The sequence below is a fragment of the Paenacidovorax caeni genome (assembly GCF_001298675.1).
GTDB classification, from domain to species: Bacteria; Pseudomonadota; Gammaproteobacteria; order Burkholderiales; family Burkholderiaceae_C; genus Paenacidovorax; species Paenacidovorax caeni.
This window is the reverse complement of sequence record NZ_CYIG01000012.1, coordinates 1-22,301: the sequence shown is the minus strand read 5'-3', so window position 1 is coordinate 22,301 and position 22,301 is coordinate 1. Positions and strand designations below refer to the sequence as shown.

General features: G+C 65.5%; 23 protein-coding genes and 1 pseudogene. 15 read left to right on the top strand and 9 right to left on the bottom strand.

What is annotated here, in order from left to right:
• Window positions 1-94: 94 nt before the first annotated feature.
• Window positions 95-715, bottom strand: a pseudogene (locus BN2503_RS07210) (LysR substrate-binding domain-containing protein); the annotation flags it as partial.
• A gap of 225 nt (window positions 716-940) precedes the next feature.
• Here BN2503_RS07210 and BN2503_RS21230 point away from each other — a divergent pair.
• On the top strand, window positions 941-2,029 hold the full coding sequence (locus BN2503_RS21230) for an IPTL-CTERM sorting domain-containing protein (protein ID WP_054255981.1): 1,089 nt from the start codon (window positions 941-943) through the stop codon (window positions 2,027-2,029).
• Window positions 2,030-2,193: 164 nt separating this feature from the next.
• Here BN2503_RS21230 and BN2503_RS07200 read toward each other — a convergent pair whose 3' ends face one another.
• Window positions 2,194-3,093, bottom strand: coding sequence for a LysR family transcriptional regulator (locus BN2503_RS07200; protein ID WP_054255980.1), 900 nt, complete (start codon window positions 3,091-3,093; stop codon window positions 2,194-2,196).
• A 119-nt stretch (window positions 3,094-3,212) separates the two neighbouring features.
• On the opposite strand from BN2503_RS07200, the gene BN2503_RS07195 reads away from it, so the two are divergent.
• From BN2503_RS07195 to trpB, 6 genes are all read left to right on the top strand, one after another.
• Window positions 3,213-4,718 carry a CoA-acylating methylmalonate-semialdehyde dehydrogenase gene (locus BN2503_RS07195; protein WP_054255979.1) on the top strand — a complete coding sequence of 502 codons (1,506 nt, stop codon included), beginning with the start codon at window positions 3,213-3,215 and terminating at the stop codon, window positions 4,716-4,718.
• Between the two features lie 233 nt (window positions 4,719-4,951).
• Window positions 4,952-6,118 (top strand): acyl-CoA dehydrogenase family protein, encoded by a 1,167-nt coding sequence (locus BN2503_RS07190; protein ID WP_054255978.1) that lies wholly within the window; start codon window positions 4,952-4,954, stop codon window positions 6,116-6,118.
• Between the two features lie 21 nt (window positions 6,119-6,139).
• Window positions 6,140-6,406 (top strand): hypothetical protein, encoded by a 267-nt coding sequence (locus tag BN2503_RS07185; RefSeq protein ID WP_054255977.1) that lies wholly within the window; start codon window positions 6,140-6,142, stop codon window positions 6,404-6,406.
• A 1-nt stretch (window position 6,407) separates the two neighbouring features.
• The gene (locus tag BN2503_RS07180) at window positions 6,408-6,791 is read left to right on the top strand and encodes a TfoX/Sxy family protein (RefSeq protein WP_054255976.1); all 384 of its coding nucleotides are present in this window, start codon (window positions 6,408-6,410) and stop codon (window positions 6,789-6,791) included.
• A 96-nt stretch (window positions 6,792-6,887) separates the two neighbouring features.
• Window positions 6,888-7,784 carry a 3-hydroxyisobutyrate dehydrogenase gene (gene mmsB, locus BN2503_RS07175; protein WP_054255975.1) on the top strand — a complete coding sequence of 299 codons (897 nt, stop codon included), beginning with the start codon at window positions 6,888-6,890 and terminating at the stop codon, window positions 7,782-7,784.
• A gap of 274 nt (window positions 7,785-8,058) precedes the next feature.
• The gene (gene trpB, locus BN2503_RS07170; RefSeq protein ID WP_054255974.1) at window positions 8,059-9,267 is read left to right on the top strand and encodes a tryptophan synthase subunit beta; all 1,209 of its coding nucleotides are present in this window, start codon (window positions 8,059-8,061) and stop codon (window positions 9,265-9,267) included.
• Between the two features lie 141 nt (window positions 9,268-9,408).
• Here the strand turns inward: trpB and icd are convergent, their stop codons facing one another.
• Window positions 9,409-10,668, bottom strand: a complete 1,260-nt coding sequence (icd, locus tag BN2503_RS07165) for an NADP-dependent isocitrate dehydrogenase (RefSeq protein WP_054255973.1) — start codon at window positions 10,666-10,668, stop codon at window positions 9,409-9,411.
• Window positions 10,669-10,864: 196 nt separating this feature from the next.
• On the opposite strand from icd, the gene BN2503_RS07160 reads away from it, so the two are divergent.
• Window positions 10,865-11,074 carry a hypothetical protein gene (locus BN2503_RS07160; protein WP_054255972.1) on the top strand — a complete coding sequence of 70 codons (210 nt, stop codon included), beginning with the start codon at window positions 10,865-10,867 and terminating at the stop codon, window positions 11,072-11,074.
• A gap of 100 nt (window positions 11,075-11,174) precedes the next feature.
• On the top strand, window positions 11,175-11,627 hold the full coding sequence (locus tag BN2503_RS07155) for a DUF192 domain-containing protein (RefSeq protein ID WP_054255971.1): 453 nt from the start codon (window positions 11,175-11,177) through the stop codon (window positions 11,625-11,627).
• Between the two features lie 106 nt (window positions 11,628-11,733).
• Here the strand turns inward: BN2503_RS07155 and BN2503_RS07150 are convergent, their stop codons facing one another.
• The 4 genes from BN2503_RS07150 to BN2503_RS20470 form a co-directional block, all read right to left on the bottom strand.
• A complete protein-coding gene (locus BN2503_RS07150; protein ID WP_054255970.1) occupies window positions 11,734-13,968 on the bottom strand; it encodes an NADP-dependent isocitrate dehydrogenase in 2,235 nt (744 codons plus the stop codon).
• Between the two features lie 301 nt (window positions 13,969-14,269).
• Window positions 14,270-14,851, bottom strand: coding sequence for a superoxide dismutase (locus tag BN2503_RS07145; protein ID WP_054255969.1), 582 nt, complete (start codon window positions 14,849-14,851; stop codon window positions 14,270-14,272).
• A 129-nt stretch (window positions 14,852-14,980) separates the two neighbouring features.
• Window positions 14,981-16,315 carry an exodeoxyribonuclease VII large subunit gene (xseA, locus tag BN2503_RS07140; protein ID WP_054255968.1) on the bottom strand — a complete coding sequence of 445 codons (1,335 nt, stop codon included), beginning with the start codon at window positions 16,313-16,315 and terminating at the stop codon, window positions 14,981-14,983.
• Complete coding sequence (locus tag BN2503_RS20470) at window positions 16,308-16,622, bottom strand: hypothetical protein (protein ID WP_139235368.1); 315 nt, start codon at window positions 16,620-16,622, stop codon at window positions 16,308-16,310. Before BN2503_RS20470 ends, xseA begins: the two co-directional genes overlap by 8 nt.
• A 35-nt stretch (window positions 16,623-16,657) precedes the next feature.
• Here BN2503_RS20470 and BN2503_RS07135 point away from each other — a divergent pair, with 35 nt between their 5' ends.
• From BN2503_RS07135 to adk, 6 genes are all read left to right on the top strand, one after another.
• Window positions 16,658-17,290: a MotA/TolQ/ExbB proton channel family protein gene (locus BN2503_RS07135; RefSeq protein WP_054255967.1), complete on the top strand. Its 633-nt coding sequence runs from the start codon at window positions 16,658-16,660 to the stop codon at window positions 17,288-17,290.
• Complete coding sequence (locus BN2503_RS07130; RefSeq protein WP_054255966.1) at window positions 17,287-17,712, top strand: ExbD/TolR family protein; 426 nt, start codon at window positions 17,287-17,289, stop codon at window positions 17,710-17,712. Before BN2503_RS07135 ends, BN2503_RS07130 begins: the two co-directional genes overlap by 4 nt.
• Window positions 17,713-17,718: 6 nt before the next feature.
• Complete coding sequence (gene lpxK / locus BN2503_RS07125) at window positions 17,719-18,708, top strand: tetraacyldisaccharide 4'-kinase (RefSeq protein ID WP_054255965.1); 990 nt, start codon at window positions 17,719-17,721, stop codon at window positions 18,706-18,708.
• Window positions 18,709-18,732: 24 nt separating this feature from the next.
• A complete protein-coding gene (locus tag BN2503_RS07120; protein WP_054255964.1) occupies window positions 18,733-18,915 on the top strand; it encodes a Trm112 family protein in 183 nt (60 codons plus the stop codon).
• Entirely contained in the window at window positions 18,912-19,712 is an 801-nt protein-coding gene (gene kdsB, locus BN2503_RS07115) for a 3-deoxy-manno-octulosonate cytidylyltransferase (RefSeq protein WP_054255963.1), read from the top strand. The genes BN2503_RS07120 and kdsB overlap by 4 nt, the downstream gene beginning before the upstream one ends.
• A gap of 173 nt (window positions 19,713-19,885) precedes the next feature.
• Complete coding sequence (gene adk, locus BN2503_RS07110; RefSeq protein ID WP_054255962.1) at window positions 19,886-20,542, top strand: adenylate kinase; 657 nt, start codon at window positions 19,886-19,888, stop codon at window positions 20,540-20,542.
• Between the two features lie 962 nt (window positions 20,543-21,504).
• On the opposite strand, the gene BN2503_RS19965 is transcribed toward adk, so the two are convergent.
• Together BN2503_RS19965 and BN2503_RS20870 are read right to left on the bottom strand one after the other, a co-directional pair.
• Window positions 21,505-21,774: a hypothetical protein gene (locus BN2503_RS19965; RefSeq protein ID WP_148639736.1), complete on the bottom strand. Its 270-nt coding sequence runs from the start codon at window positions 21,772-21,774 to the stop codon at window positions 21,505-21,507.
• A 329-nt stretch (window positions 21,775-22,103) separates the two neighbouring features.
• Window positions 22,104-22,301: hypothetical protein (locus tag BN2503_RS20870; protein WP_233495022.1), on the bottom strand; the 198-nt coding region annotated here is incomplete at its 5' end.

Sequence of the window (22,301 nt, the reverse complement as noted above, 5' to 3'; positions counted from 1 at the left end):
TGCGGATTTCCAGGGCGCTGCGCAGCGGCCCAGGGGAGGCGTTGCACTTCAGCAGCCGTCGGCAAAGCCGTGCACTGTAATAGAGGCCGCACCCTCACCCCGGCATCAGCCGCCCGGCCTCCTGCTGGCCCACCTCCTTGAGAAACCCCCACACGGCCTGCATGCGCGCCAGGTGCTTGGCCTCGCCGGGCATGCTCATCCAAAAGGTGCGGGTGAAGCGCGCCTCCTGCGGCAGCACGCGCGCCAGGATGGGGTCGCGGTCGGCCAGGAAGGCGGGCAGCACCGCCAGGCCCGCGCCCGCACGCACGGCCTCGTACTGCGCGCTTACGCTGGTGCTGCGCAGTGCAAAGCGCTCTGGCGGGTAGAGCTGGTCGATGAACTGCAGCTCCTTGGTGAACAGCAGGTCGTCCACATAGCTGATGAAGGCGTGGTGACGCAGGTCCTCGCGCGTGGCCACCAGGGGGCGGCGGGCCAGGTACTCGCGCTGGCCGTACAGGCGCAGCGTGTAGTCGGCCAGCTTGGTGACGATGACCGAGCCGCGCTTGGGCCGCTCCAGCGAGATGACGATGTCCGCCTCGCGCCGGCTCAGGTGCAGCATGCGCGGCAGCGCCAGCAGGTCGATGGACAGGTGCGGGTGCTTCTGCGTCAGCCGCGCCAGGTACGGCGCCAAGATGAGCGTGCCAAAGCCTGCTGTGGCGCCCACGCGCACCAAGCCCATGACGCACCTCCGGCATGGCGTTTACAAAATTGACTTTATGTAACATGCGGGCTTGGCATGCCGACCGCGAGTACAGCCGTGGAACGGCTGCCGCCCCTTGCCGACCCGCGGCGCGCGCCGCTCGGTCAGCCACTCCGCCACCCCTCAAGCCCCACGCCAACCCAACGTGCTGCAAAGCGCAGGTGCCCCCATTCCTTCCTTGAAAACTTAAGACTTCTGAAAATGCACAACCTTCCCCGTCTCGCTCTGCTGAGCCTGGCCCTTGGCGCCGGCGCAGCCCAGGCTGCCCTTTGTGATAGTGGCCACACCTACACCTACACAGGCGCAGCCGACGCTTGCGAGGTGCCTGCGGGCGTCACGCGCATGACGGTCGTGGTCATTGGTGGCGGCGGTGGCGGCGGGGGCGGTGGTGGTATGGCTTACACCGGTGCAGGCGGAGCTGGTGGCGCGGGTGCCAAGGTCACCGTGAGCAACTACCCAGTGACCCCCATGACCATGTTGAATTTTTTTGTCGGTGGCGGCGGAGGCCACGGCGACGACATCATTGCCAATGGCAACAGCGGCGGTGGCAGTAGCGGCGGCGGTGGCGGCAGCAGCCAGGTCGCGGCAGGTACTACCCTGCAGATCATCGCCGGTGGTGGTGGCGGTGGCGGTGGCGGCGGCGCAAATGAAAATGGGCATGCAGGCGGCAATGGCGGAGGCCCGGGTGGAAGCCCTGGTGGCAGCGGCGGCGCCTACACCGGTGCCGACAACAGTGGTGGCGGCGGCGGTGGTGGCAGTGACAACATCGACGGCGGCGGTGGCAACAGCAGCCCCCACACCGGTGGCCTCGACGACGGCTACGCTGGCACCAGCAGCTACGGCGGCAAAGGTGGCGGCCCGGGCAGCGGCGGCAGCGGAGGAGTCGGTGGAGGTGCTGGCGGCAACGGCAGCATCGCCGCCTTTGGCGGTGGCGGCGGTGGCGGGGGCGGTGGCGGTTTTGGCGGTGGCGGTGGCGGTGGCGGTGGTTATGCCACCAATGGCGGGGGCGGGGGCGGTGGGGGCGGCGGGGGGAGCATCGGCCCCAGTACCGCAGGCTCCACGACCCTTTATGCGCTTGCTGCCAACGGTGGCAGCGCAGGCATTGCGGGCGGTAGTGGCAACGATGGCACGGGCACCAGTGGCGGCAACGGCTCCATCACCTTCACCTTCACGGCTACGCCCGCAGCCAGCACCACCACGGCCGTGCCCACGCTGGGCGAGTGGAGCCGCCTGCTGCTGACCGGCCTGCTGGCCCTGGGTGCCGGGGTGTTGCTGCGCCGCCGCAGCTGACGGGCCCCACGCGCTGGTACCTGCGCAGCCTGCCAATGCAGGTGGCCGGCGAACTGGCGCGGCACTTCATGCTATTCAATCAATAGCTATCGGCTCTTTACCAGAAAGAACTTGCGCCGAATTTCATTCCAAAATGGTCGCCAGCGGCCAGTCGGCCGCGCGCCTCAGCCCGCTGCAGGCGGCACGAGCAGCGCGGCCTCGCGCTGGCCCACGTCTTTCAAGAACGACCAGACGGCCTGGATGCGCGCCAAATGCTTGGCCTCGGCGGGCATGCTCATCCAAAAGGTGCGTGTGAACGCGGCCTCCTGCGGCAACACGCGCGCCAAGATGGGGTCGCGATCGGCCAGGAAGGCGGGCAGCACCGCCAGGCCAGCGCCGGCGCGCACGGCCTCGTACTGGGCGGTGATGCTGGTGCTGCGCAGGGCAAAGCGCTCGGGCGGGTAGAGCTGGTCAAGGAACTGCAGCTCCTTGGTGAACAGCAGGTCGTCCACGTAGCTGATGAAGTCGTGGTGGCGCAGGTCCTCGCGGCGCGTGACCAGGGGACGGCGCGCCAGGTACTCGCGCTGGCCGTACAGGTGCAGGCTGTAATCGGCCAGCTTGGTGACGATGACCGCGCCGCGCTTGGGCCGCTCCAGCGAGATGACGATGTCCGCCTCGCGCCGCGACAGGTGCAGCAGGCGCGGCAGCGCCAGCAGATCGATGGACAGCTGCGGGTAGCGCTGCGTGAGCTGCGCCAGGTGCTGCGCCAGGATCAGCGTGCCAAAGCCCTCGGTCACGCCCACGCGCACCAGGCCCGAGGGGCCGCCGCCCGCCACGGGCGTGGTGCGCTCCACGCCGAGCGCGGCGGCTTCCATGGCCTCGACCGCGGGCAGCAGGTGGCGGCCCGCCTCGGTCAGGCGGTGGCCCGCCGCCTCGCGCGCGAACAGCGGGGTGCCCAGCTGTTTTTCCAGCGCCTGGATGCGCCGCGCCACGGTGGTGTGCTCCACGCCCAGGCGGCGCGCAGCGGCAGCCAGGGTGCTGGCACGGGCGAGTTCGAGAAAGTAGCGCAGGTGGTCCCAGTCCATGCATACCTCAATGTGCAAATTTGCAAAGCCAAGGTGCAAGTTTAGCTATTGCATGATGAATTTCGCACACATACCATGGCCCCCGATTGTTTTAACCACCCATCAAGGAGACACGCACCATGGGCGCAACCATTCCTACCGTCAAGCTGCTGATCAACGGCCAGTTCGTCGAATCCAAGACCACCCAGTGGCGCGACGTGGTCAACCCCGCCACGCAAGAAGTGCTGGCACGCGTGCCCTTCGCCACGCCCGATGAGATCAACGCCGCCGTGGCCAACGCCAAGGAAGCCTTCAAGACCTGGAAGAAGACGCCCATCGGTGCGCGCGCACGCATCTTCCTGAAGCTGCAGCAGCTCATCCGCGAAAACATGAAGGAACTGGCCGCCATCCTGACCGCCGAGCAGGGCAAGACCCTGCCCGACGCCGAAGGCGACGTGTTCCGTGGCCTCGAAGTGGTGGAGCACGCCAGCGCCATCGGCAACCTGCAACTGGGCGAACTGGCCAACAACGTGGCCAATGGTGTGGACACCTACACCGTGCTACAGCCGCTGGGCGTGTGCGCGGGTATCACGCCGTTCAACTTCCCGGCCATGATCCCGCTGTGGATGTTCCCCATGGCCATCGCCACGGGCAATACCTTCGTGCTCAAGCCCTCGGAGCAAGACCCCCTCGTCACCATGCGCCTGTGCGAGCTGGCACTGGAAGCCGGCGTGCCCCCGGGCGTGCTGAACGTGATCCATGGCGGCGAAGACGCCGTGAACGCCATCTGCGACCACCCGGACATCAAGGCCATCAGCTTCGTCGGCTCCACCCGCGTGGGCACGCATGTGTACAACCGCGCCAGCCTCAACGGCAAGCGCGTGCAGTGCATGATGGGCGCGAAGAACCACGCCGTCGTGCTGCCCGACGCCAACAAGGAGCAGACGCTCAACGCCATCGCCGGTGCATCGTTCGGCGCGGCCGGCCAGCGCTGCATGGCCCTGCCGGTGGTGATGCTGGTGGGTGAAGCGCAGCAGTGGCTGCCCGACCTGGTGGCCAAGGCCAAGAGCCTGAAGGTCAGCGGCGGCACCGAGCCCGGCACCGACGTGGGCCCGGTGATCTCGTGCGCTGCGCTGTCGCGCATCGAGGGCCTGATCGAGCGCGGCGTGGCCGAAGGCGCCACGCTGGCACTGGACGGCCGCAAGCCCACCGTGCCCGGCTATGAAAAGGGCAACTTCGTGGGCCCGACGATCTTCAGCGACGTCAAGCCCGGCATGACCATCTACGACCAGGAAATCTTTGGCCCCGTGCTGTGCGTGGTGGGCGCCGAGACGCTGGACGAAGCCATCGAGTTCATCAACGCCAACCCCAACGGCAACGGCACTGCCGTGTTCACGCAGTCGGGCGCCGCGGCACGCAAGTTCCAGGAAGAGATCGACGTCGGCCAGGTCGGCATCAACGTGCCCGTGCCCGTGCCCGTGCCGCTGTTCTCGTTCACCGGCTCGCGCGCCTCCAAGCTGGGCGACCTGGGCCCCTACGGCAAGCAGGTGGTGCTGTTCTACACACAGACCAAGACGGTGACGGCGCGCTGGTTCGACGACAGCACCGCCAGCCACGGCGTGAACACCACCATCAGCTTGAAGTGAAACACCCCCTGAGTCGCTCCGCGCCTTCCCCCTCTCTGACGCTTCGCGTCGGAGGGGGACGCAGCCAGCGCGGCGGGGCGGCCCTTGCGCGGCTGCCCGCGCTTGGGCCGCGCCGGTTTCATGCGTTGCGCGTGATGTGCAGGATATTGTGAATAAAAACAGCCTATAACGCCCGTCCAGCAAGCGCTGGCAGCTATTAAAACCAAAGCAGAACAAAAGCAGGAGACACGCCCGTGGACTTTGAACTGACCGAAGACCAGCGCGCCTTTGCCGATACGGCGCGCCAATTCGCCCAGGCGGAGCTGGCCCCCCACGCCGCCGAGTGGGACGCCCAGGGCACCTTCCCGCGTGAGGCCATTGCCAAGGCGGGCGAGCTGGGTTTTTGCGGCCTGTACGCACCCGAGAGCGCAGGCGGCCTCGCCCTGCCCCGGCTCGACGCCACGCTGGTGTTCGAGGAGCTGGCCGCCGTCGATCCCAGTACCACCGCCTTCATCACCATCCACAACATGGCGACCTGGATGCTCGGCACCTGGGCCACCGATGAAGTGCGCGCCGAATGGGGCGAGCCGCTCACCAGCGGACAAAAACTGGCCAGCTACTGCCTGACGGAGCCCGGCAGCGGCTCCGACGCCGCCAGTATCAAGACCCGCGCCGAACTGGTCGGGCACGAGTACGTGATCAACGGCAGCAAAGCCTTCATCAGCGGTGCCGGGTCCACCGACGTGCTGGTGCTCATGGCCCGCACGGGCGATGCGCAATCGGGCGCAGGCGGCATCAGCGCCTTTGCCGTGCCCGCGAACCTGCCCGGCATCCACTACGGCAAGAAAGAAGAAAAAATGGGCTGGAACAGCCAGCCCACGCGCCAGATCAGCTTTGACAACGTGCGCATTCCCGCCAACCACCTGCTGGGCCGCGAGGGCGAGGGCTTCAAGATCGCCATGAAGGGCCTGGACGGCGGGCGCATCAACATCGCCACCTGCTCGGTCGGCGCCGCCCAAGGTGCCCTGGGCCACGCCCAGCGCTACATGCAAGAGCGCAAGCAGTTTGGCAAAGCCCTGGCCAGCTTCCAGGCGCTGCAGTTCAAGCTGGCCGACATGGCCACCGAACTGGTCGCCGCACGCCAGATGGTGCGCCTGGCCGCCAGCAAGCTGGACGCGGGCGCACCCGACGCCAGCACCTACTGCGCCATGGCCAAGCGCTTCGCCACCGATGCGGGCTTTACCGTGGTGAACGAAGCGCTGCAGTTGCACGGCGGCTACGGCTACATCCGCGAATACCCGCTGGAGCGCCTGCTGCGCGATGCGCGCGTGCACCAGATTCTGGAAGGCACGAACGAGATCATGCGCGTCATCATCGGGCGGCGCATGCTCGACGGCGACGCACCCGACGTGATCCGTTAAAGCACCACCCTGGCCCGCCCCATGCAGCATCTCTTTACCGAGACCCGCTTCATGCACTGCCCGGGGTGCGGCAGCGACGCGCTGGAGGCATTGACGCTGCAGTTGGGCGCCGAGCCACCCAGCGGCCCGTTCCAGCCCACCGGGCGCCCCCTGAAGTGGCTACGCGCCACCCACGGGGTCGCGCTGCGTGGCAACCAGTTTCAGATGTGCCGGGCGTGCGGCATGGTGTTTCGCCAGGACGACCCCAGCACCCTGAACGATTTTTTGGCCCGTTACGCCAAGGACTGACATGCCCGCCCGCCCCCTGGCCAGTGAAACCTTGCAGCTCATCGCCGCCGTGCAGAACGCACTGGCAGAGCGCCTGGGTGCGCAGGCCACGGTGGAGGAGCGGCCACTGTTCGGCTGCCACGCCTTCATGGTGGACGGCAAGCTGTGCCTGGCCGTCAAGGGCGAAGACCTGCTGGTGCGCCTGCCGCCTGCGCAGCACGCCGCCGTGGCCGAGCAGCCCGGCGTGCGCGCGCTGGACCCGCGCGGCGGCATGCCCGGCTACTTCTGGATCGAGCCCGCGGGCTACGCCACGCGCGTGCAGTGGCAGCACTGGGTGGACACCGCCCTCGCCTACAACCCGCAGGCCAAGGCAACACCGCGGCGGCGCAAGGAGCGCGCCGCATGATTTTTATCAGTGTTTTTCGCCTCTATCGCTTGCCAGTCAAGCGCTAGCAGCTATCAAAACCGTAGTTCCTTTTCACACACCACAGGAGACAACACCATGCAAATCGCATTCATCGGTCTGGGCAACATGGGCGCCCCCATGGCCATCAACCTCGTCAAGGCCGGCCACAGCGTCAAGGCCTTCGACCTGAGCCAGGACGCCGTGGCCAAAGTAGTCGCCGAAGGCGGCCAGGCCGCGGCCAGCGCGCAAGCCGCCGTGCAAGGCGCCGAGGCGGTCGTCACCATGCTGCCCGCCAGCCAGCACGTGGAGGGCCTGTTCCTCGGCCGCGACGGCCAGCCCGGCCTGCTGGCCAGCATCGCCAAGGGCGCGCTGGTGATCGACAGCTCGACCATCGCCGCCGCCACCAGCCAGAAGGTGGCCAAGGCCGCAGAGGCCGCAGGCATTGCCTTCATCGACGCCCCCGTCTCCGGCGGCACCGGCGGCGCCATTGCCGGCACCCTGACCTTCATGGTGGGCGGCAGCAACGCCGATCTGGAGCGTGCCCGCCCGCTGCTGGAAAAGATGGGCGCCAACATCTTCCACGCCGGCAGCGTGGGCGCGGGCCAGACCGCCAAGATCTGCAACAACATGCTGCTCGGCATCCTCATGGCCGGCACCAGCGAAGCCATCGCCCTCGGTGTGGCCAACGGCCTCGACCCCAAGGTGCTGAGCGAGATCATGCGCCGCAGCTCGGGTGGCAACTGGGCACTGGAGAAGTACAACCCCTTCCCCGGCGTGCACGAGAACGCCCCCGCCAGCAAGGGCTACACGGGCGGCTTCGGCACCGACCTGATGCTCAAGGACCTGGGCCTGGCACAGGAAAACGCCATGGCCGTGAAGGCCGCCACGCCGCTGGGCGGGCTGGCACGCGCGATCTACGCGGCGCACAGCATCGCCGGGCATGGGGGCGAAGATTTCTCCAGCGTGATCAAGATGCTGCAAAAGCAGGGCTGAGGCACGCAGGCCCGGTTTTACTCGCCTGACACGGGCGCCGCAGCGCATGGCTGCGGCGCCCTTCTGCCATGGAACCCTGCGGGTTTTGCGCTGGGGCAAGCCCTGATGCGCTGGCCGGCCCCAGGCCCCGCATCTGCGCGTATATTGCTTTGCGCCGTTGCGGGCGCTCCATGGCATGGGTGACCGCATGCGGCGCAAATCGCCCTCAAGCCCTTGCCAGAAAAGCGCTGGCAGCTATCAAAACTGAATTCCTAACCACTTCTTTTGCACAGCGATGACAGCCTCTACCTCCTTCGCCCCCATGCCTGACGCTGCTGGTTTCTTCGGTCCCTACGGGGGCCAGTTGGTGCCGCCGCACCTCAAGCAGGCCATGGACGACATCAACGCCGCCTATGCCGAGATCACCCAGCGCCAGGATTTCCAGGACGAGCTGGCGCAGTTGTTCGCTGACTACGTGGGCCGCCCCAGCCCGATTTTTCATGCCAAGCGCCTGTCGGGGCTGCTGGGCGGCGCGCAAATCCACCTCAAGCGCGAGGACCTGAACCACACCGGCGCGCACAAGATCAACCACTGCCTGGGCGAAGCGCTGCTGGCCAAGTTCATGGGCAAGAAGAAAGTGATCGCCGAGACCGGCGCCGGCCAACACGGCGTGGCGCTGGCCACGGCCTGCGCGCTGGTGGGCATTCCGTGCGAGATTCACATGGGCCAGGTGGATATCGAGAAGGAGCACCCCAACGTTACCAAGATGCGCATCCTGGGCTGCAAGCTCGTGGCCGTGACGCGCGGCGCCGCCACGCTGAAGGAAGCCGTGGACAGCGCCTTCGAGGAGTACCTGACCAACCCCACCGACTACCTCTACGCCATCGGCTCGGTGGTGGGCCCGCACCCGTTCCCGATGATGGTGCGCGACTTCCAGAGCATCATCGGCCGCGAGGCGCGCGAGCAGTTCCTGGCCAAGCATGGCCGCCTGCCGGACTACGTGACGGCCTGCGTGGGCGGTGGCTCCAACGCCATGGGCATGTTCACCGCCTTCCTGAAGGACGCAGACGTGAAGCTGGTGGGCGTCGAGCCTTCGGGCGAAGGCACGGACAAGCCCGGGCGCCACGCCGCCACCCTGAGCATGGGCAAGCCCGGCGAGATCCACGGCATGAAGTGCTACGTGCTCGAGGATGCGCCGGGCGTACCCGCCGCCGTGCACAGCATCGCCTCGGGTCTGGACTACCCCGGCGTGGGGCCGCAGCACAGCTACCTCAAGGACATTGGCCGCGTGCAGTACGAATCGGTGACCGACAAGGAGTGCCTGGACGCCTTCATGCAGCTCTCGCGCGTGGAAGGCATCATCCCCGCGCTGGAAAGCGCCCATGCCGTGGCCTGGGCAATGCGCGTGGCGCCCACGCTGCGCCCGGACCAGCACATCCTGGTGAACCTGTCCGGCCGGGGCGACAAGGACGCTGACTACGTGGCCAAGGTGCTCGGTCTGTAAGCGCCCCCCCCCACAGTTCAGTGCGCTGCAAAACGCCTGAACAGGGGGCTCGCACTCCAAAAAAAGCCCTGCGCAAGAGCAACCTGGCAGGGCTTTTTGTTCATCGCCCCTGGCAAGGTGCCAAGGGCGCGGCAGCGCGGATCACATCTGCTCGATCATCACATCGCCAAAGCGCGAGCAGCTGACCTGGGTGGCGCCTTCCATCAGGCGGGCGAAGTCATAGGTCACCTTCTTGCTTTGGATGGCCTTTTCCATGGCGCTGATGATGATGTCGGCGGCTTCGTTCCAGCCCATGTGGCGCAGCATCATCTCGGCCGAGAGAATCTCCGAGCCGGGGTTCACATAGTCCTTGCCCGCGTACTTGGGCGCCGTGCCGTGCGTGGCCTCGAACATGGCAACCGAGTCGGACAGGTTGGCACCCGGGGCAATGCCAATGCCGCCAACCTGCGCCGCCAGCGCGTCCGAGATGTAGTCGCCATTGAGGTTGAGCGTGGCGATCACGCTGTACTCGGCCGGACGCAGCAGAATCTGCTGCAGGAAGGCGTCGGCAATGCTGTCCTTGATGGTGATGTCGCGGCCGGTACGCGGGTTCTTCAGGCGCATCCAGGGGCCGCCGTCGATCAGCTCAGCGCCAAACTCCTGCGCCGCGAGCTCGTAGCCCCAGTCGCGGAAGCCCCCTTCCGTGAACTTCATGATGTTGCCCTTGTGCACCAGGGTCACGCTGGGCTTGTCGTTGTCAATGGCGTACTGGATGGCCTTGCGCACCAGGCGCTGTGTGCCTTCGCGCGAGACGGGCTTGACGCCGATACCGGAAGTCTCGGGGAAGCGAATCTTCTTGATCCCGAACTCGGTCTGCAGGAACTGGATGAGCTTCTTCGCCTTGTCGGACTGGGCCTCGAACTCAATGCCAGCGTAGATGTCCTCGGAATTCTCGCGGAAGATCACCATGTCGGTCTTCTCCGGCTCCTTCAGCGGCGAAGGTACGCCCTTGAAGTAACGCACCGGCCGCAGGCAAACGTACAGATCCAGTTCCTGGCGCAGCGCCACATTCAGCGAGCGGATGCCGCCGCCCACGGGCGTGGTCAGCGGCCCCTTGATGGAGACCACGTAGTCGCGCACGGCGTTCAGTGTTTCCTCGGGCAGCCACACGTCGGGGCCGTACACCTGGGTCGATTTCTCGCCAGCGTAGACCTCCATCCAGTGGATCTTGCGACGCCCGCCGTAGGCCTTGGCCACGGCAGCGTCCACCACCTTGAGCATGACGGGCGTGATGTCGCGGCCCGTGCCGTCGCCCTCGATGTAAGCAATGATGGGCTGGTCCGGCACGTTCAGGGACATGTCGGCATTGACGGTGATCTTCTGGCCTTCGGCGGGCACCTTGATGTGCTGGTAGCTGGTCATGCGCTTGTGTCTCCTTGTGGCAGGCAAAAAAAGAAACGCCACAGGGCCGTTCTTCCCCGGAGCGGGGAAATTCTAGCGACAAAATACCGGTGCTCTCCTTGTCAACGGCGCGGTGAAAAGCGCCGTTAAGCAAGGGCAGCGCGGCCTTACGCGCCGCACGTCACCCCCTCCCTAGTCTGTCAAGGAAATGGCATATATGAAAAAACTCCTCGCACTCCTGACGACGGGCCTGCTCTGCGCTGGTGCCTTCGCACAAGCCCCTGCTGCTCCCGCCGCCCCCCTGGCTCCGGCCGTGTCTGCCGCGCCTGCCAGCGCCGCTCCGGCCCCCGAAGCCAAGGCTGCCAAGGCCCACAAGGCTGGCAAGAAGCACGCCAAGAAGCGCTCCAAGAAGAAGTCGGCCGCTTAATCCACGCCCGATGGCGCCCTCTCCATGGGCGCACGCAAAAGCCCGCAAAATAGCCGTTTTGCGGGCTTTTTTCATCCGCGCCATTTCTTGACCACGTCCTATGCAACTGCCTGCCCTGCGCTTAGCCCCCCTCTTTCTCGCCCTGGTGTGCAGCACCGCCCCGGCACAGCCCGGCCCGCAGATGAACCTGCCGCGCGTGGAGCTGACGGCCGGTATGTACCGTATCGACGCCCAGGTGGCCGCATCAGACGCCGCGCGGCAGACAGGCCTGATGTTCCGCCAGGACATGCCCGCACAGGAGGGCATGCTGTTCGTCTTCGAGCAGCCCGCCACCCAGTGCTTCTGGATGCGCAACACGCTGCTACCACTGACGGCCGCCTTCGTGGCGGACGACGGCACCATCGTCAACCTGGCCGACATGAAGCCGCAGACCGACGACTCGCACTGCTCGGCCAAGCCGGTGCGCTATGTGCTGGAGATGAACCAGGGCTGGTTCGCCAAGCGCGGCATCAAGGCGGGCAGCAAGCTCGGCGGCTCGCTCTTTAAACGATAGCGGCTAGCGCTTGCTGGCAGAGCGCTAGAGCTCAATTCGGCACAAAAAAGGCCACCCGAGGGTGGCCTTTTGGCACGGGCGTGGCGCGCAGCGGCGCCAACGCGCATCAGGCGAGTACTGCCAGGGCTGCGTTGAACGTGGCGCTCGGGCGCATCACGGCGTCGAGCTTGGCAGCGTCGGGCAGGTAGTAGCCACCAATGTCGGCCGGCTTGCCCTGGACGGCGTTCAGCTCTTCCACGATCTTCTGCTCGTTGTCGGCCAGTTTCTGTGCCAGGGGCGCGAACTTGGCGGCCAGCTCCTTGTCCTCGGACTGCGCAGCCAGCTCCTGCGCCCAGTACAGCGACAGGTAGAACTGGCTGCCGCGGTTGTCAAGCTGGCCGGTCTTCGGGCTCGGGCCCTTGTTGTTGTCCAGCAGCTTGCCGGTGGCGGCGTCCAGCGTCTTGGCCAGCAGCTTGGCGCGGGCGTTGTTGTTCTTCAGGCCCAGGTCCTCGAATGACACGGCCAATGCCAGGAATTCACCCAGCGAGTCCCAGCGCAGGTGGTTTTCTTCCACCAGCTGCTGCACGTGCTTGGGCGCAGAGCCGCCAGCACCTGTTTCATACATACCACCGCCGGCCATCAGGGGCACGATGGACAGCATCTTGGCGCTGGTGCCCAGTTCCATGATGGGGAACAGGTCGGTCAGGTAGTCGCGCAGGATGTTGCCGGTGGCGCTGATGGTATCCAGGCCGCGGATCACGCGCTCCAGCGTGTAGCGCATGGCGCGCACCTGGCTCATGATCTGGATGTCCAGGCCGGTGGTGTCGTGCTCGTGCAGGTACATCTTCACCTTGGTGATGAGTTCCTTCTCGTGCGGGCGGTAGGAATCCAGCCAGAACACCACGGGCATGCCGGAGTTGCGCGCGCGCGTCACAGCCAGCTTGACCCAGTCGCGGATGGCGGCGTCCTTCACCTGACACATGCGCCAGATGTCGCCCTGCTCCACGTTCTGGCTCATCAGCACTTCGCCGGTAGCCAGATCGGTGATGTTGGCCACGCCGTCTTCGGGGATCTCGAAGGTCTTGTCGTGCGAGCCATATTCCTCAGCCTGCTGCGCCATCAGGCCAACGTTGGGCACCGTGCCCATGGTCTTGGGATCGAACGCGCCGTGCCACTTGCAGAAGTTGATCATCTCCTGGTAGATACGGGCGAAGGTGGATTCGGGCATCACAGCCTTCACGTCCTTCAGGCGGCCATTGGCGTCCCACATCTTGCCGCCGTTGCGGATCATGGCGGGCATGGAGGCGTCCACGATGATGTCGTTGGGCGAGTGGAAGTTGGTGATGCCCTTGGCCGAATCCACCATGGCCAGCTCGGGGCGGTGCTCGTGGCAGGCGTGCAGGTCGCGCTTGATCTCGTCCTGCTGGCTCTGCGGCAGCGTGGCGATCTTGTTGTACAGATCGACCATGCCGTTGTTGACGTTGATGCCCAGCTCGTCGAACAGCTTGCCGTGTTTCTCAAACGCTTCCTTGTAGAAGATGCGCACGCAGTGGCCGAACACGATGGGGTGCGACACCTTCATCATCGTCGCCTTGACGTGCAGCGAGAACATCACGCCGGTCTTACGCGCGTCCTCGATTTCCTTCTCGTAGAAGGCCAGCAGGGCCTTCTTGCTCATGAACATGCTGTCGATCACTTCGCGGTCGAGCAGGCTGACCTTGGGCTTAAGCACGATGGCCTTGCCGCTCTTGGTGATCAGTTCCATCTTCACGTCGCGGGCCTTGTCCAGGGTCATGGACTTTTCCCCGTGGTAGAAGTCACCGGAGTGCATGTGCGAGACGTGCGAGCGCGAGGCCTGGCTCCACTCGGCCATGCTGTGCGGATTCTTGCGCGCGTATTCCTTCACGGCCTTGGGCGCGCGTCGGTCGGAGTTGCCTTCGCGCAGCACCGGGTTCACCGCGCTGCCAATGCACTTGTTGTAGCGGGCGCGGATGTCTTTCTCTTCCTCGGTCGCCGGGTTTTCCGGGAAGTCGGGCACTTTGTAGCCCTTGTCCTGCAGCTCCTTGATCGCAGCCTTGAGCTGGGCCACAGAGGCGCTGATGTTGGGCAGCTTGATGATGTTGGCTTCAGGACGTAGCGTCAGCTTGCCCAGCTCGGCCAGGTTGTCAGGCGCGCGCTGCGCCTCGCTCAGGTATTCAGGGAACTGGCCCAGAATGCGACCGGCCACCGAGATGTCGCTCTCGGCCACGTTGATGCCAGCCTGGGCGGCAAACGCGCGCACGATGGGCAGGAACGATGCCGTGGCCAGGCGCGGTGCTTCGTCGGTCAGGGTGTAGATGATAGTGGGTTGTTGGGTGCTCATCTTGTCTCTCTTTGGTCAAAAAACAGAGGTCATGCCGCCGACCTGCGACCCGCCACCGGATGAGATAGGCGGGGATGGCGCTTGAGGCGTTCGCTGCAACAGCGCGCCACAGGCTACGTGCTTTTCACGTCATTTGCAATGCGCTATCACAATACAAAATTCTATCCGCGAAACACGATTTTTTTCGTAAGTCTTGTATAAGACTTAGGCTTACCTCGGACTTTCTGCGCCGTACAAGCCAAAAAAAAGCCCGGAGATCACTCTCCGGGCCTTGTGCGGGTTAGCTTGCGGCCAAGTGCAATCAGGCGAAGTTGGCCTCCGCAAACTTCCAGTTCACCAGCTTGTCGAGGAAGGTCTCGACGAACTTCGGACGCAGGTTGCGGTAGTCGATGTAGTAAGCGTGCTCCCACACGTCCACGGTCAGCAGCGCCTTGTCGGCAGTCGTCAGCGGCGTACCGGCGGCGCCGGTGTTGACGATGTCCACGCTGCCGTCCACCTTCTTCACCAGCCAGGTCCAGCCCGAGCCGAAGTTGCCCACAGCGCTCTTCACGAAGGCCTCCTTGAAAGCCGCGTAGCTGCCCCACTTGGCGTTGATGGCATCGGCCAGCGCGCCGGTGGGCTCGCCGCCACCGTTGGGGGCCATGCAGTTCCAGAAGAAGGTGTGGTTCCAGATCTGCGCCGCATTGTTGTAGATACCGCCGCTGGACTTCTTGACGATGTCCTCGAGCGCCATGTTCTCGAACTCGGTGCCCTTTTGCAGGTTGTTGAGGTTCACCACATAGGCGTTGTGGTGCTTGCCATGGTGGTACTCCAGCGTTTCCTGGCTGTAGTGCGGTGCCAGGGCGTCGATGGCATAGGGCAGCGGTGGCAGGGTGTGTTCCATGGTGTATTCCTCGTGGTTGAAATTATCAGAGTGCGCAGGCGACGGGGCGGAGGCCCAGCCCTGGCAAGGGGCAAAAGAGCATTGTAGGAAGAACCCGGCGCGCGTGCAGAGAGGTCGAACGCCAAGCCCCTACACCAGCCGGGGCGGAACCACCGTGAGGTCCAACACCCCGTCGGCCAGGGTGGCGCGCAGCGGTGCGCCGGGCCGTGCCTGGGCCACGCTGGTGACGCTGCGGCCCTCGGTATCGGCCAGCAGCGCATAGCCGCGCTGCAGCACCAGCCGCGGGTCGAGCAGCTCCAGGCGCAGGGCGGCGCGCTCCAGGCGCTGCGCCTGGCCCATCAGGCTGCGCTGCAGCGTTTGCGGCAAGTGGGCCTGCAAGGCTTGCTGGGTTTGCGCCAGGCGCTGCACTTTCAGGAGCACTCCGTGGCGCATGCGCTGCGCCAGCCGGGCCAGTTGCAGCTCCTGCCGCGCCACGATGCCCGAGGGCCGGCCCAGGCGCTGCGCGGCACTGTCAAGCCGCTGGTGGCGCAGATCGATCTGGCGTTGCACGCCGTCATCCAAGCGCTGCGCCAGCAGCTGCAGCGCGCCCAGCCAGAGGTCGCGCGGCTGCGCTACCAGCTCCGCCGCTGCGGTGGGCGTGGGGGCGCGCAGGTCAGCACAGAAATCGGCGATGGTGAAGTCCGTCTCATGCCCCACGCCACTGACCACGGGCACCGGGCTTTGCACGATGGTGCGCGCCAGCTGGGCGTCGTTGAAAGCCCAGAGATCCTCCATGGAACCGCCGCCACGCACCAGCAGGATCACGTCGATCGGTGGCGTATCAGACTTTGCAGCCATTTCGGCCTCTAGCCCTTTACCAGATTGCGCTAGCAGATACAGTTTTGATAGCGCTTCGCACAGCGATGTGGGTGCCTGCGCGCCCTGCACCAGCGCCGGTGCCAGCACCACCGGAATATGCGGCACGCGCCGGCGTAGCGCGGTGGCCACATCGTGCAGCGCCGCCGCGCCGGGCGACGTCACCAGGCCGATACCGCGCGGCATGGTGGGCAACGGGCGCTTGCGCCCGGCGTCAAACAGGCCTTCGGCCTCCAACTGCGCCTTCAGGCGCAGGAACTGCTCGAACAAGGCGCCCTGCCCCGCGCGCTGCAGGCTCTCAACGATGAGCTGCAGGTCGCCGCGCTGCTCGTACACGCCCAGACGGCCACGCAGCTCCACCAGCTCGCCGTCGCGCGGTGTGAAGTCGAGCAGGCCCGCCGCACGCTTGAACATGGCACAGCGGATCTGGCCTTGTGCGTCCTTGATGGAGAAATAGCAGTGCCCGCTGGACGCGCGCATGAAGCCCGTGATTTCGCCGCGCACCGCAACCGGATTGAAGCGTGCCTGCAAGGCATCAGCAACGGCGCGGCACAGCGCGCCAACCTCCCACACACGCGGCGCCAATACAGGACTTTCGGGCTCAAACATAGGCGTGGAAAGGGTTTGACGGCCCCTTGTAGCGGGCACTACTCCACAGCGCTAGCAAGGTGCGGCACCAAAGCATCAAAACCACCCGAAACGCCAGCAAGTACGTGCAAGTCATTGATTTTAAATAATTTTTTACTGACCAAAATTTCATCAATCTGTCACAAGCGTGTATTGGCGCCGCCTGGCGGCGACTGTCCACGCATTTGCCCACAAAGTTATCCACAGGATTTGTGGGTTTCGCGCGGGCCTGTGCAACCGTCTGCAACGCACCCTGCCAAGCATCGGTAGGCACGGCGGCGTAGGCCATAATCGCGGGCTGCACCCATTCGCGCGGAGAGAGAATTGCTAACGATCATACAAGCCGCAGGCTGGCCCATTTGGCCCCTGGTTGCCTGCTCCATCCTGGCCCTGGCGCTGATTGTCGAGCGCTTCCTGTCCCTCAAAACTGCCCGCGTCGCCCCCCCGAAGCTGCTGGATGAAGCCATGGCCGTGTCCGCCAAGGGCCTGCCCACGCCCGACACCGTGAACCAGCTGGCACAGAACTCGGCCCTGGGTGAGGTGCTAGCCACCGGTCTGCGCACCCTGCACCTGCACCCCCAGAGCAGCGAAGCCGATCTGCGCGCCGCTATGGAAGGCGCGGGCCGCGCCGTGGCGCACCGGCTGGAGAAGTACCTGAACGCGCTGGCCACCATTGCCTCTGCCGCTCCCCTGCTGGGTCTGCTGGGCACGGTGATCGGCATGATCGAGATCTTTGGCTCTCAGGCAGGCGGTGGCGCCGTCGGCAGCGGTAACCCGGCGCAGTTGGCGCACGGTATCTCGATTGCGCTGTACAACACCGCTTTTGGCCTGATCGTGGCCATTCCAGCGCTGATCTTCTGGCGCTACTTCCGCAGCCGCGTCGATGCCTACTTGCTCACCCTGGAACTGTCGGCCGAGCAGTTCGTGCGCCACCTGCTGCGTCTGAAAGCGAAATGAACTTCCGCCCCCGCCCCAAGGATGAGCCGGAGATCAACCTGATCCCGTTCATCGATGTGCTGCTGGTGATCCTCATCTTCCTGATGCTCACCACCACATACAGCAAGTTCACCGAGTTGCAGCTGACGCTGCCCGTGGCCGATGCCGAGCAGCAGCGCGACTACCCCAAGGAAATCGTCGTGGCCGTGGCTGCTGACGGACGCTACGCCGTCAACAAGGCCGCCGTTGAAGGCGGCGGCGTTGAGTCCATGGCGCGCGCGCTGGGCGACGCAGCCAAGGCGGGAGCAGACAGCGTTGTCATCATCAGCGCCGATGCCCAGGCGCCGCACCAGGCCGTGATCACCGTGATGGAAGCGGCTCGCCGTGCCGGGCTGTCGCACATCACCTTCGCCACCCAGTCCTCGGCCAGCGCCGGCCGCTAGGAATCGATGTCTTTGTCTGCCGGCCTGCGCAGCGCCTGGCGCCAGCGCGGTTGGCTGGCCCTGGCGCTCTGGCCGCTGTCCCTGCCCTACCGCGCGCTCGTTGCGTTGCGCCGCACGCTGTACCTCTGGGGCGTGCTGCGCAGTGAGCGACTTCCCGTGCCCGTGATCGTCGTGGGCAATGTGATCGCCGGCGGCGCGGGTAAAACGCCCGTCACACTGGCGCTGGTGCGCCACTTACAGTCCACGGGCTGGCAGCCTGGCGTGATCTCGCGCGGCTACGGACGCACAAGCGACGGCTGCCGCGAGGTGCGGCCCGCCAGCACTGCCTCAGACGTGGGCGACGAGCCCCTGCTGATCGCCCGCGCAACCGGCGTACCCGTGTTCGTCGCGCGCCGCCGCGCCCAAGCTGGGCGTGCACTGCTAGCCGCCCATCCCGCCACCGACGTGATCGTCTGCGACGACGGCTTGCAGCACCTGGCGCTTGCGCGCGACATGGAAATCTGCGTGTTCAATGACGAAGGCGTGGGCAACGGTTTCCTGCTGCCCGCCGGCCCGCTGCGGGAGGCCTGGCCACGCACGGTGGATGCCGTGCTGCACACCGCGCCCCAGCCGCCGCGCGGCACCCGCGCCCCAGCCTTCCGCCTCGTGCGGCAACTGGCGCCCTGTGGCATCGACGCGCAAGGCCGTCAGGTGCCGCTGACCCGCCTGCAGGGACAGGCACTGCACGCTGTGGCCGCCATCGCCCGGCCTGAAGAGTTTTTCGCCATGCTGCGCACCCGGGGACTCACGCTGGCGCAGTGTGAGGCGCTGCCAGATCACTACGATTTTGATAGCTGGCAGCACTTGCATAACAAGGGGAAGACCCTTATTTGCACTGAAAAAGACGCCGTCAAGCTCTGGCCCGCCCACCCAGGGGCACTGGCGGTACCACTGCACCTGAGCCTGCCGTCGGAATTCTGGGCGCAGCTCGACGCCTCGCTATCATCAGCGCCCTGATTTGCACCAACCCACTTGCCTGCCATGGACACGAAACTGCTCGAACTGCTGGTCTGCCCCGTCACCAAAGGCCCGCTGACTTACGACCGCGAACGCCAGGAGCTGGTGTCGCGCAGCGCGCGCCTGGCCTACCCGGTGCGTGACGGTATTCCCGTGCTGCTGGAAAACGAAGCCCGGCCGTTGAGCGACGAGGAACTCGAAAAATGAGCGCGCCCGCCGCAGCAGCGGCGCCTGGCTTCACGGTACTGATCCCAGCGCGCATGGCTTCCAGCCGGCTGCCCGACAAGCCCCTCGCCGACATCGCTGGGCTGCCCATGGTCGTGCGCGTGGCGCGCCAGGCGGGCCTGAGCGGAGCCGCGCGTACCGTTGTCGCTACCGACGACGCCCGCATCCAGGCGGCCTGCCAAGACCACGGCGTCCCCGCGCTGCTCACCCGGCCCGACCACGCCAGCGGCAGCGACCGCCTCGCCGAAGCGTGTGAGCAGCTCGGGCTGGACGGCGACGCCGTGGTGGTGAACGTGCAGGGCGACGAGCCACTAATCGACCCTGCGCTGATCAACGCCGTGGCTGCACTGCTGCAAGCCCATCCTGGCGCCAGCATGGGTACAGCGGCGCACGCCATTGGCAACCTGGACGACTACACCAACCCCAACGTGGTGAAGGTGGTATGCGACGCGCAGGGCATGGCGCACTACTTCAGCCGCGCCCCCATTCCCTACGCACGCGACCATGCGGGCCAGGCGTGGTGGGACGCCCCGGCTGCAGCCACAGCGCTGGCGGGCTTCGCACCGCTGCGCCACATCGGCATCTACAGCTACCGCGCAGGCTTTCTGCGCCAGTTTCCACGCCTGACGCCGGCGCCTACAGAGGCTATTGAGGCACTGGAACAACTGCGCGCCCTGTGGCACGGCCACCGCATCGCCGTGCACGTGAGTGCCCAAGCGCCCGGCCCGGGGGTTGACACACCCGCTGACCTGGCCCGAGTGCGCGCACTTTTCGCCTGAGCGCAGAGCGCAGCAAACCGAAAAACGGCCCCGCAGGCTGCCACCGAAGGCGTAAGCCAGGCGATGACATGCCCATGCTATCCTCGCAAGTCCTATATAAGAGCGGTGCAGCCCGGCCCTACGGCCCCGCAGCCAGCACCGCCCCGAGATTTCAACACCATCCGAGGAACTCCATGAGACTGATCCTGTTGGGCGCACCCGGCGCCGGGAAAGGCACGCAAGCGGCCTTCATCTGCCAGAAATACGGCATTCCGCAAATCTCCACCGGCGACATGCTGCGCGCTGCCGTGAAGGCCGGTACGCCCCTGGGTCAGCAAGCCAAGGCGGTGATGGACGCAGGCCAGTTGGTGAGCGACGACCTGATCATCAACCTCGTCAAGGAACGCATCGCCGAAGCAGACTGCGCCCAGGGCTTCCTGTTCGACGGCTTCCCACGCACCATTCCCCAGGCCGAAGCCATGAAGGCGGCGGGCGTCAAACTCGACTACGTACTGGAAATCGACGTGCCGTTCGACGCCATCATCGAACGCATGAGCGGCCGCCGCTCGCACCCTGCCAGCGGCCGCACCTACCACGTCAAGTTCAACCCGCCCAAAGTGGCCGGCAAGGACGACGTGACAGGCGAAGACCTGATCCAGCGCGACGACGACAAGGAAGAAACCGTGAAGAAGCGCCTGGAGGTCTACAGCGCCCAGACACGTCCGCTGGTCGATTACTACAGCAACTGGGCCCAGGCAGAACCCACCGCCGCGCCCAAATACCGCGCCATCAGCGGTACCGGCAGCGTAGAAGAGATCACACAGCGCGCATTGGCCGCTCTGGCGGGTTGAGGCTGCTGCGGCACAGTCTTAACACCCAAGCCCGCTGAGCGCGGGCTTTTTTTATTGGTTATGCGCGTTGAGCGTCATCGACGCGCCACGTTGTCAGTTGCTTTGTGCTGAACCTGAGGGGTAATCTAGCTGGTTAAGCACCAGCTTCTTGGCATGGGCAGGCGGCGCCAAGCCTCGACACGACGATCACACGGGCGTTTGCCAAACTGACAAACCATTGCTCCCAGGTGCTTCACACGAGAGCAATAAATAAAAAGGGCTTGCACCTAAAAGATGCAAGCCCTTGATTTTTTGGTCGGAGCGGCGGGATTCGATTTCTCCAATGAGAAACGCCAAAAAATGGCGATTTGTTCCCCCGTTTGTTCCCCCGTTAGGTCTTGTTCCCCCGTTTTTAACCGCCTCAGTTTCACATGCCACGGCCAAACCAGCGCCCACCCGCTGGCCAGCCAGTCCAAGGGCGCAGCGCACCCAGCCTGCCCCGGCCTTGGCTAGGTGCTGCAGCCTGCTTTGGGCCTTCACTTAACCCCCTTGGGAGATTTGCACAACAGTCCGAGATGGCGGCTCGAATTACCCGCACTGCAACCATCCAGGGAGAACCTACGAAGGGGGGGGTGCCCTGCCCTCGGTCAGCAAGCGGCACCCGGCCCACCTGTAGGACGGTGCGCCCAAGGGGTGACAACCGGCACAGCAGCAGGCCCCAAGGTTGCAATTTGTGCCACCCAAAACGGACAGGCACCCGCTCAGGCAAAAACTGCTTTTCCTTCGGTATCGACATTTTTTACCGGGGACACCGGGGACACGCTGTGAATAAGTGCTCTAAGTTATTGTTGCCATTGATAAATTCTGTCCCCAGAACCAGCCGGGGACAAAAGTTATCCACCGGGGACACCGGGGACAAAATAGCACTATCCACAGGGGTAAACCCTAACAAATGTCGTAAATTCGCATGATTGGCGACAATGTTATCCACGGGCTGGCCAAAACTTGGTTTTTCTGTCTCCGATTTTTTCCTGTCGAAGCACCGCAAAAATCGCCAAAGGTTGCAATTTCTGCCACCACTTCAGAACGCTGCGCCAGGCAGCAAGGCCCATCGGCCAAGGGGTGGCAGCACCAAGACAGCAGGCAGCAGCACAGCCCTGGCCACCAGCGCCGGGCAGTGCATTGAGCTGGATCGAGCGCACGGTGGCACGCACCCGGCCAATGGCTGGCCAGCAGCACGGCAGCAGCAGCACGGCCCAAGCAGCCCGGCAACCCCGGGTTGCGCACAGCCCTGGCCACCAGCGCCGGGCAGTGGATCGAGCGCACGGCGGCACGCACCCGGCCAAGAGCTGGCCAGCGGCACGCGCAGCACGCACCCGGCCAAGGGCTGGCCACCAGAACGCGCCAGGCGCGGTCATCGCTTGCCGGGCAAGGGGTTGCCCTGGGCTGGTGGGTCTTTGCGTGCTGGGGCGCTTGAAGGTGAATCGGCCTCTTGGCCACGCCAGGCAAGCGCAAGCAGCTATTTCATTGATAGCAAAAAGCACCAGCACGGCAGCACTCCGGGGAAGCGCACCCGGCTGGATCAGGCGCACGGCCTGGCCAGGTGCTGGCCACCAGCACGCGCAGCAGCACCAAGACAGCAGGCAGCAGCACAGCCCTGGCCACCAGCGCCGGGCAGTGCATTGAGCTGGATCGAGCGCACGGTGGCACGCACCCGGCCAATGGCTGGCCAGCAGCACGGCAGCAGCAGCACGGCCCAAGCAGCCCGGCAACCCCGGGT

Coding starts and splice junctions, on each gene's coding strand:
- BN2503_RS21230 (WP_054255981.1), top strand. CDS start 941: ATGCACAACCTTCCCCGTCTCGCTCTGCTGAGCCTGGCCCTTGGCGCC.
- BN2503_RS07200 (WP_054255980.1), bottom strand. CDS start 3,093: ATGGACTGGGACCACCTGCGCTACTTTCTCGAACTCGCCCGTGCCAGC.
- BN2503_RS07195 (WP_054255979.1), top strand. CDS start 3,213: ATGGGCGCAACCATTCCTACCGTCAAGCTGCTGATCAACGGCCAGTTC.
- BN2503_RS07185 (WP_054255977.1), top strand. CDS start 6,140: ATGCAGCATCTCTTTACCGAGACCCGCTTCATGCACTGCCCGGGGTGC.
- BN2503_RS07180 (WP_054255976.1), top strand. CDS start 6,408: ATGCCCGCCCGCCCCCTGGCCAGTGAAACCTTGCAGCTCATCGCCGCC.
- mmsB (WP_054255975.1), top strand. CDS start 6,888: ATGCAAATCGCATTCATCGGTCTGGGCAACATGGGCGCCCCCATGGCC.
- trpB (WP_054255974.1), top strand. CDS start 8,059: ATGACAGCCTCTACCTCCTTCGCCCCCATGCCTGACGCTGCTGGTTTC.
- icd (WP_054255973.1), bottom strand. CDS start 10,668: ATGACCAGCTACCAGCACATCAAGGTGCCCGCCGAAGGCCAGAAGATC.
- BN2503_RS07160 (WP_054255972.1), top strand. CDS start 10,865: ATGAAAAAACTCCTCGCACTCCTGACGACGGGCCTGCTCTGCGCTGGT.
- BN2503_RS07155 (WP_054255971.1), top strand. CDS start 11,175: ATGCAACTGCCTGCCCTGCGCTTAGCCCCCCTCTTTCTCGCCCTGGTG.
- BN2503_RS07150 (WP_054255970.1), bottom strand. CDS start 13,968: ATGAGCACCCAACAACCCACTATCATCTACACCCTGACCGACGAAGCA.
- BN2503_RS07145 (WP_054255969.1), bottom strand. CDS start 14,851: ATGGAACACACCCTGCCACCGCTGCCCTATGCCATCGACGCCCTGGCA.
- xseA (WP_054255968.1), bottom strand. CDS start 16,315: ATGTTTGAGCCCGAAAGTCCTGTATTGGCGCCGCGTGTGTGGGAGGTT.
- BN2503_RS20470 (WP_139235368.1), bottom strand. CDS start 16,622: ATGGCCTACGCCGCCGTGCCTACCGATGCTTGGCAGGGTGCGTTGCAG.
- BN2503_RS07130 (WP_054255966.1), top strand. CDS start 17,287: ATGAACTTCCGCCCCCGCCCCAAGGATGAGCCGGAGATCAACCTGATC.
- lpxK (WP_054255965.1), top strand. CDS start 17,719: ATGTCTTTGTCTGCCGGCCTGCGCAGCGCCTGGCGCCAGCGCGGTTGG.
- BN2503_RS07120 (WP_054255964.1), top strand. CDS start 18,733: ATGGACACGAAACTGCTCGAACTGCTGGTCTGCCCCGTCACCAAAGGC.
- kdsB (WP_054255963.1), top strand. CDS start 18,912: ATGAGCGCGCCCGCCGCAGCAGCGGCGCCTGGCTTCACGGTACTGATC.
- adk (WP_054255962.1), top strand. CDS start 19,886: ATGAGACTGATCCTGTTGGGCGCACCCGGCGCCGGGAAAGGCACGCAA.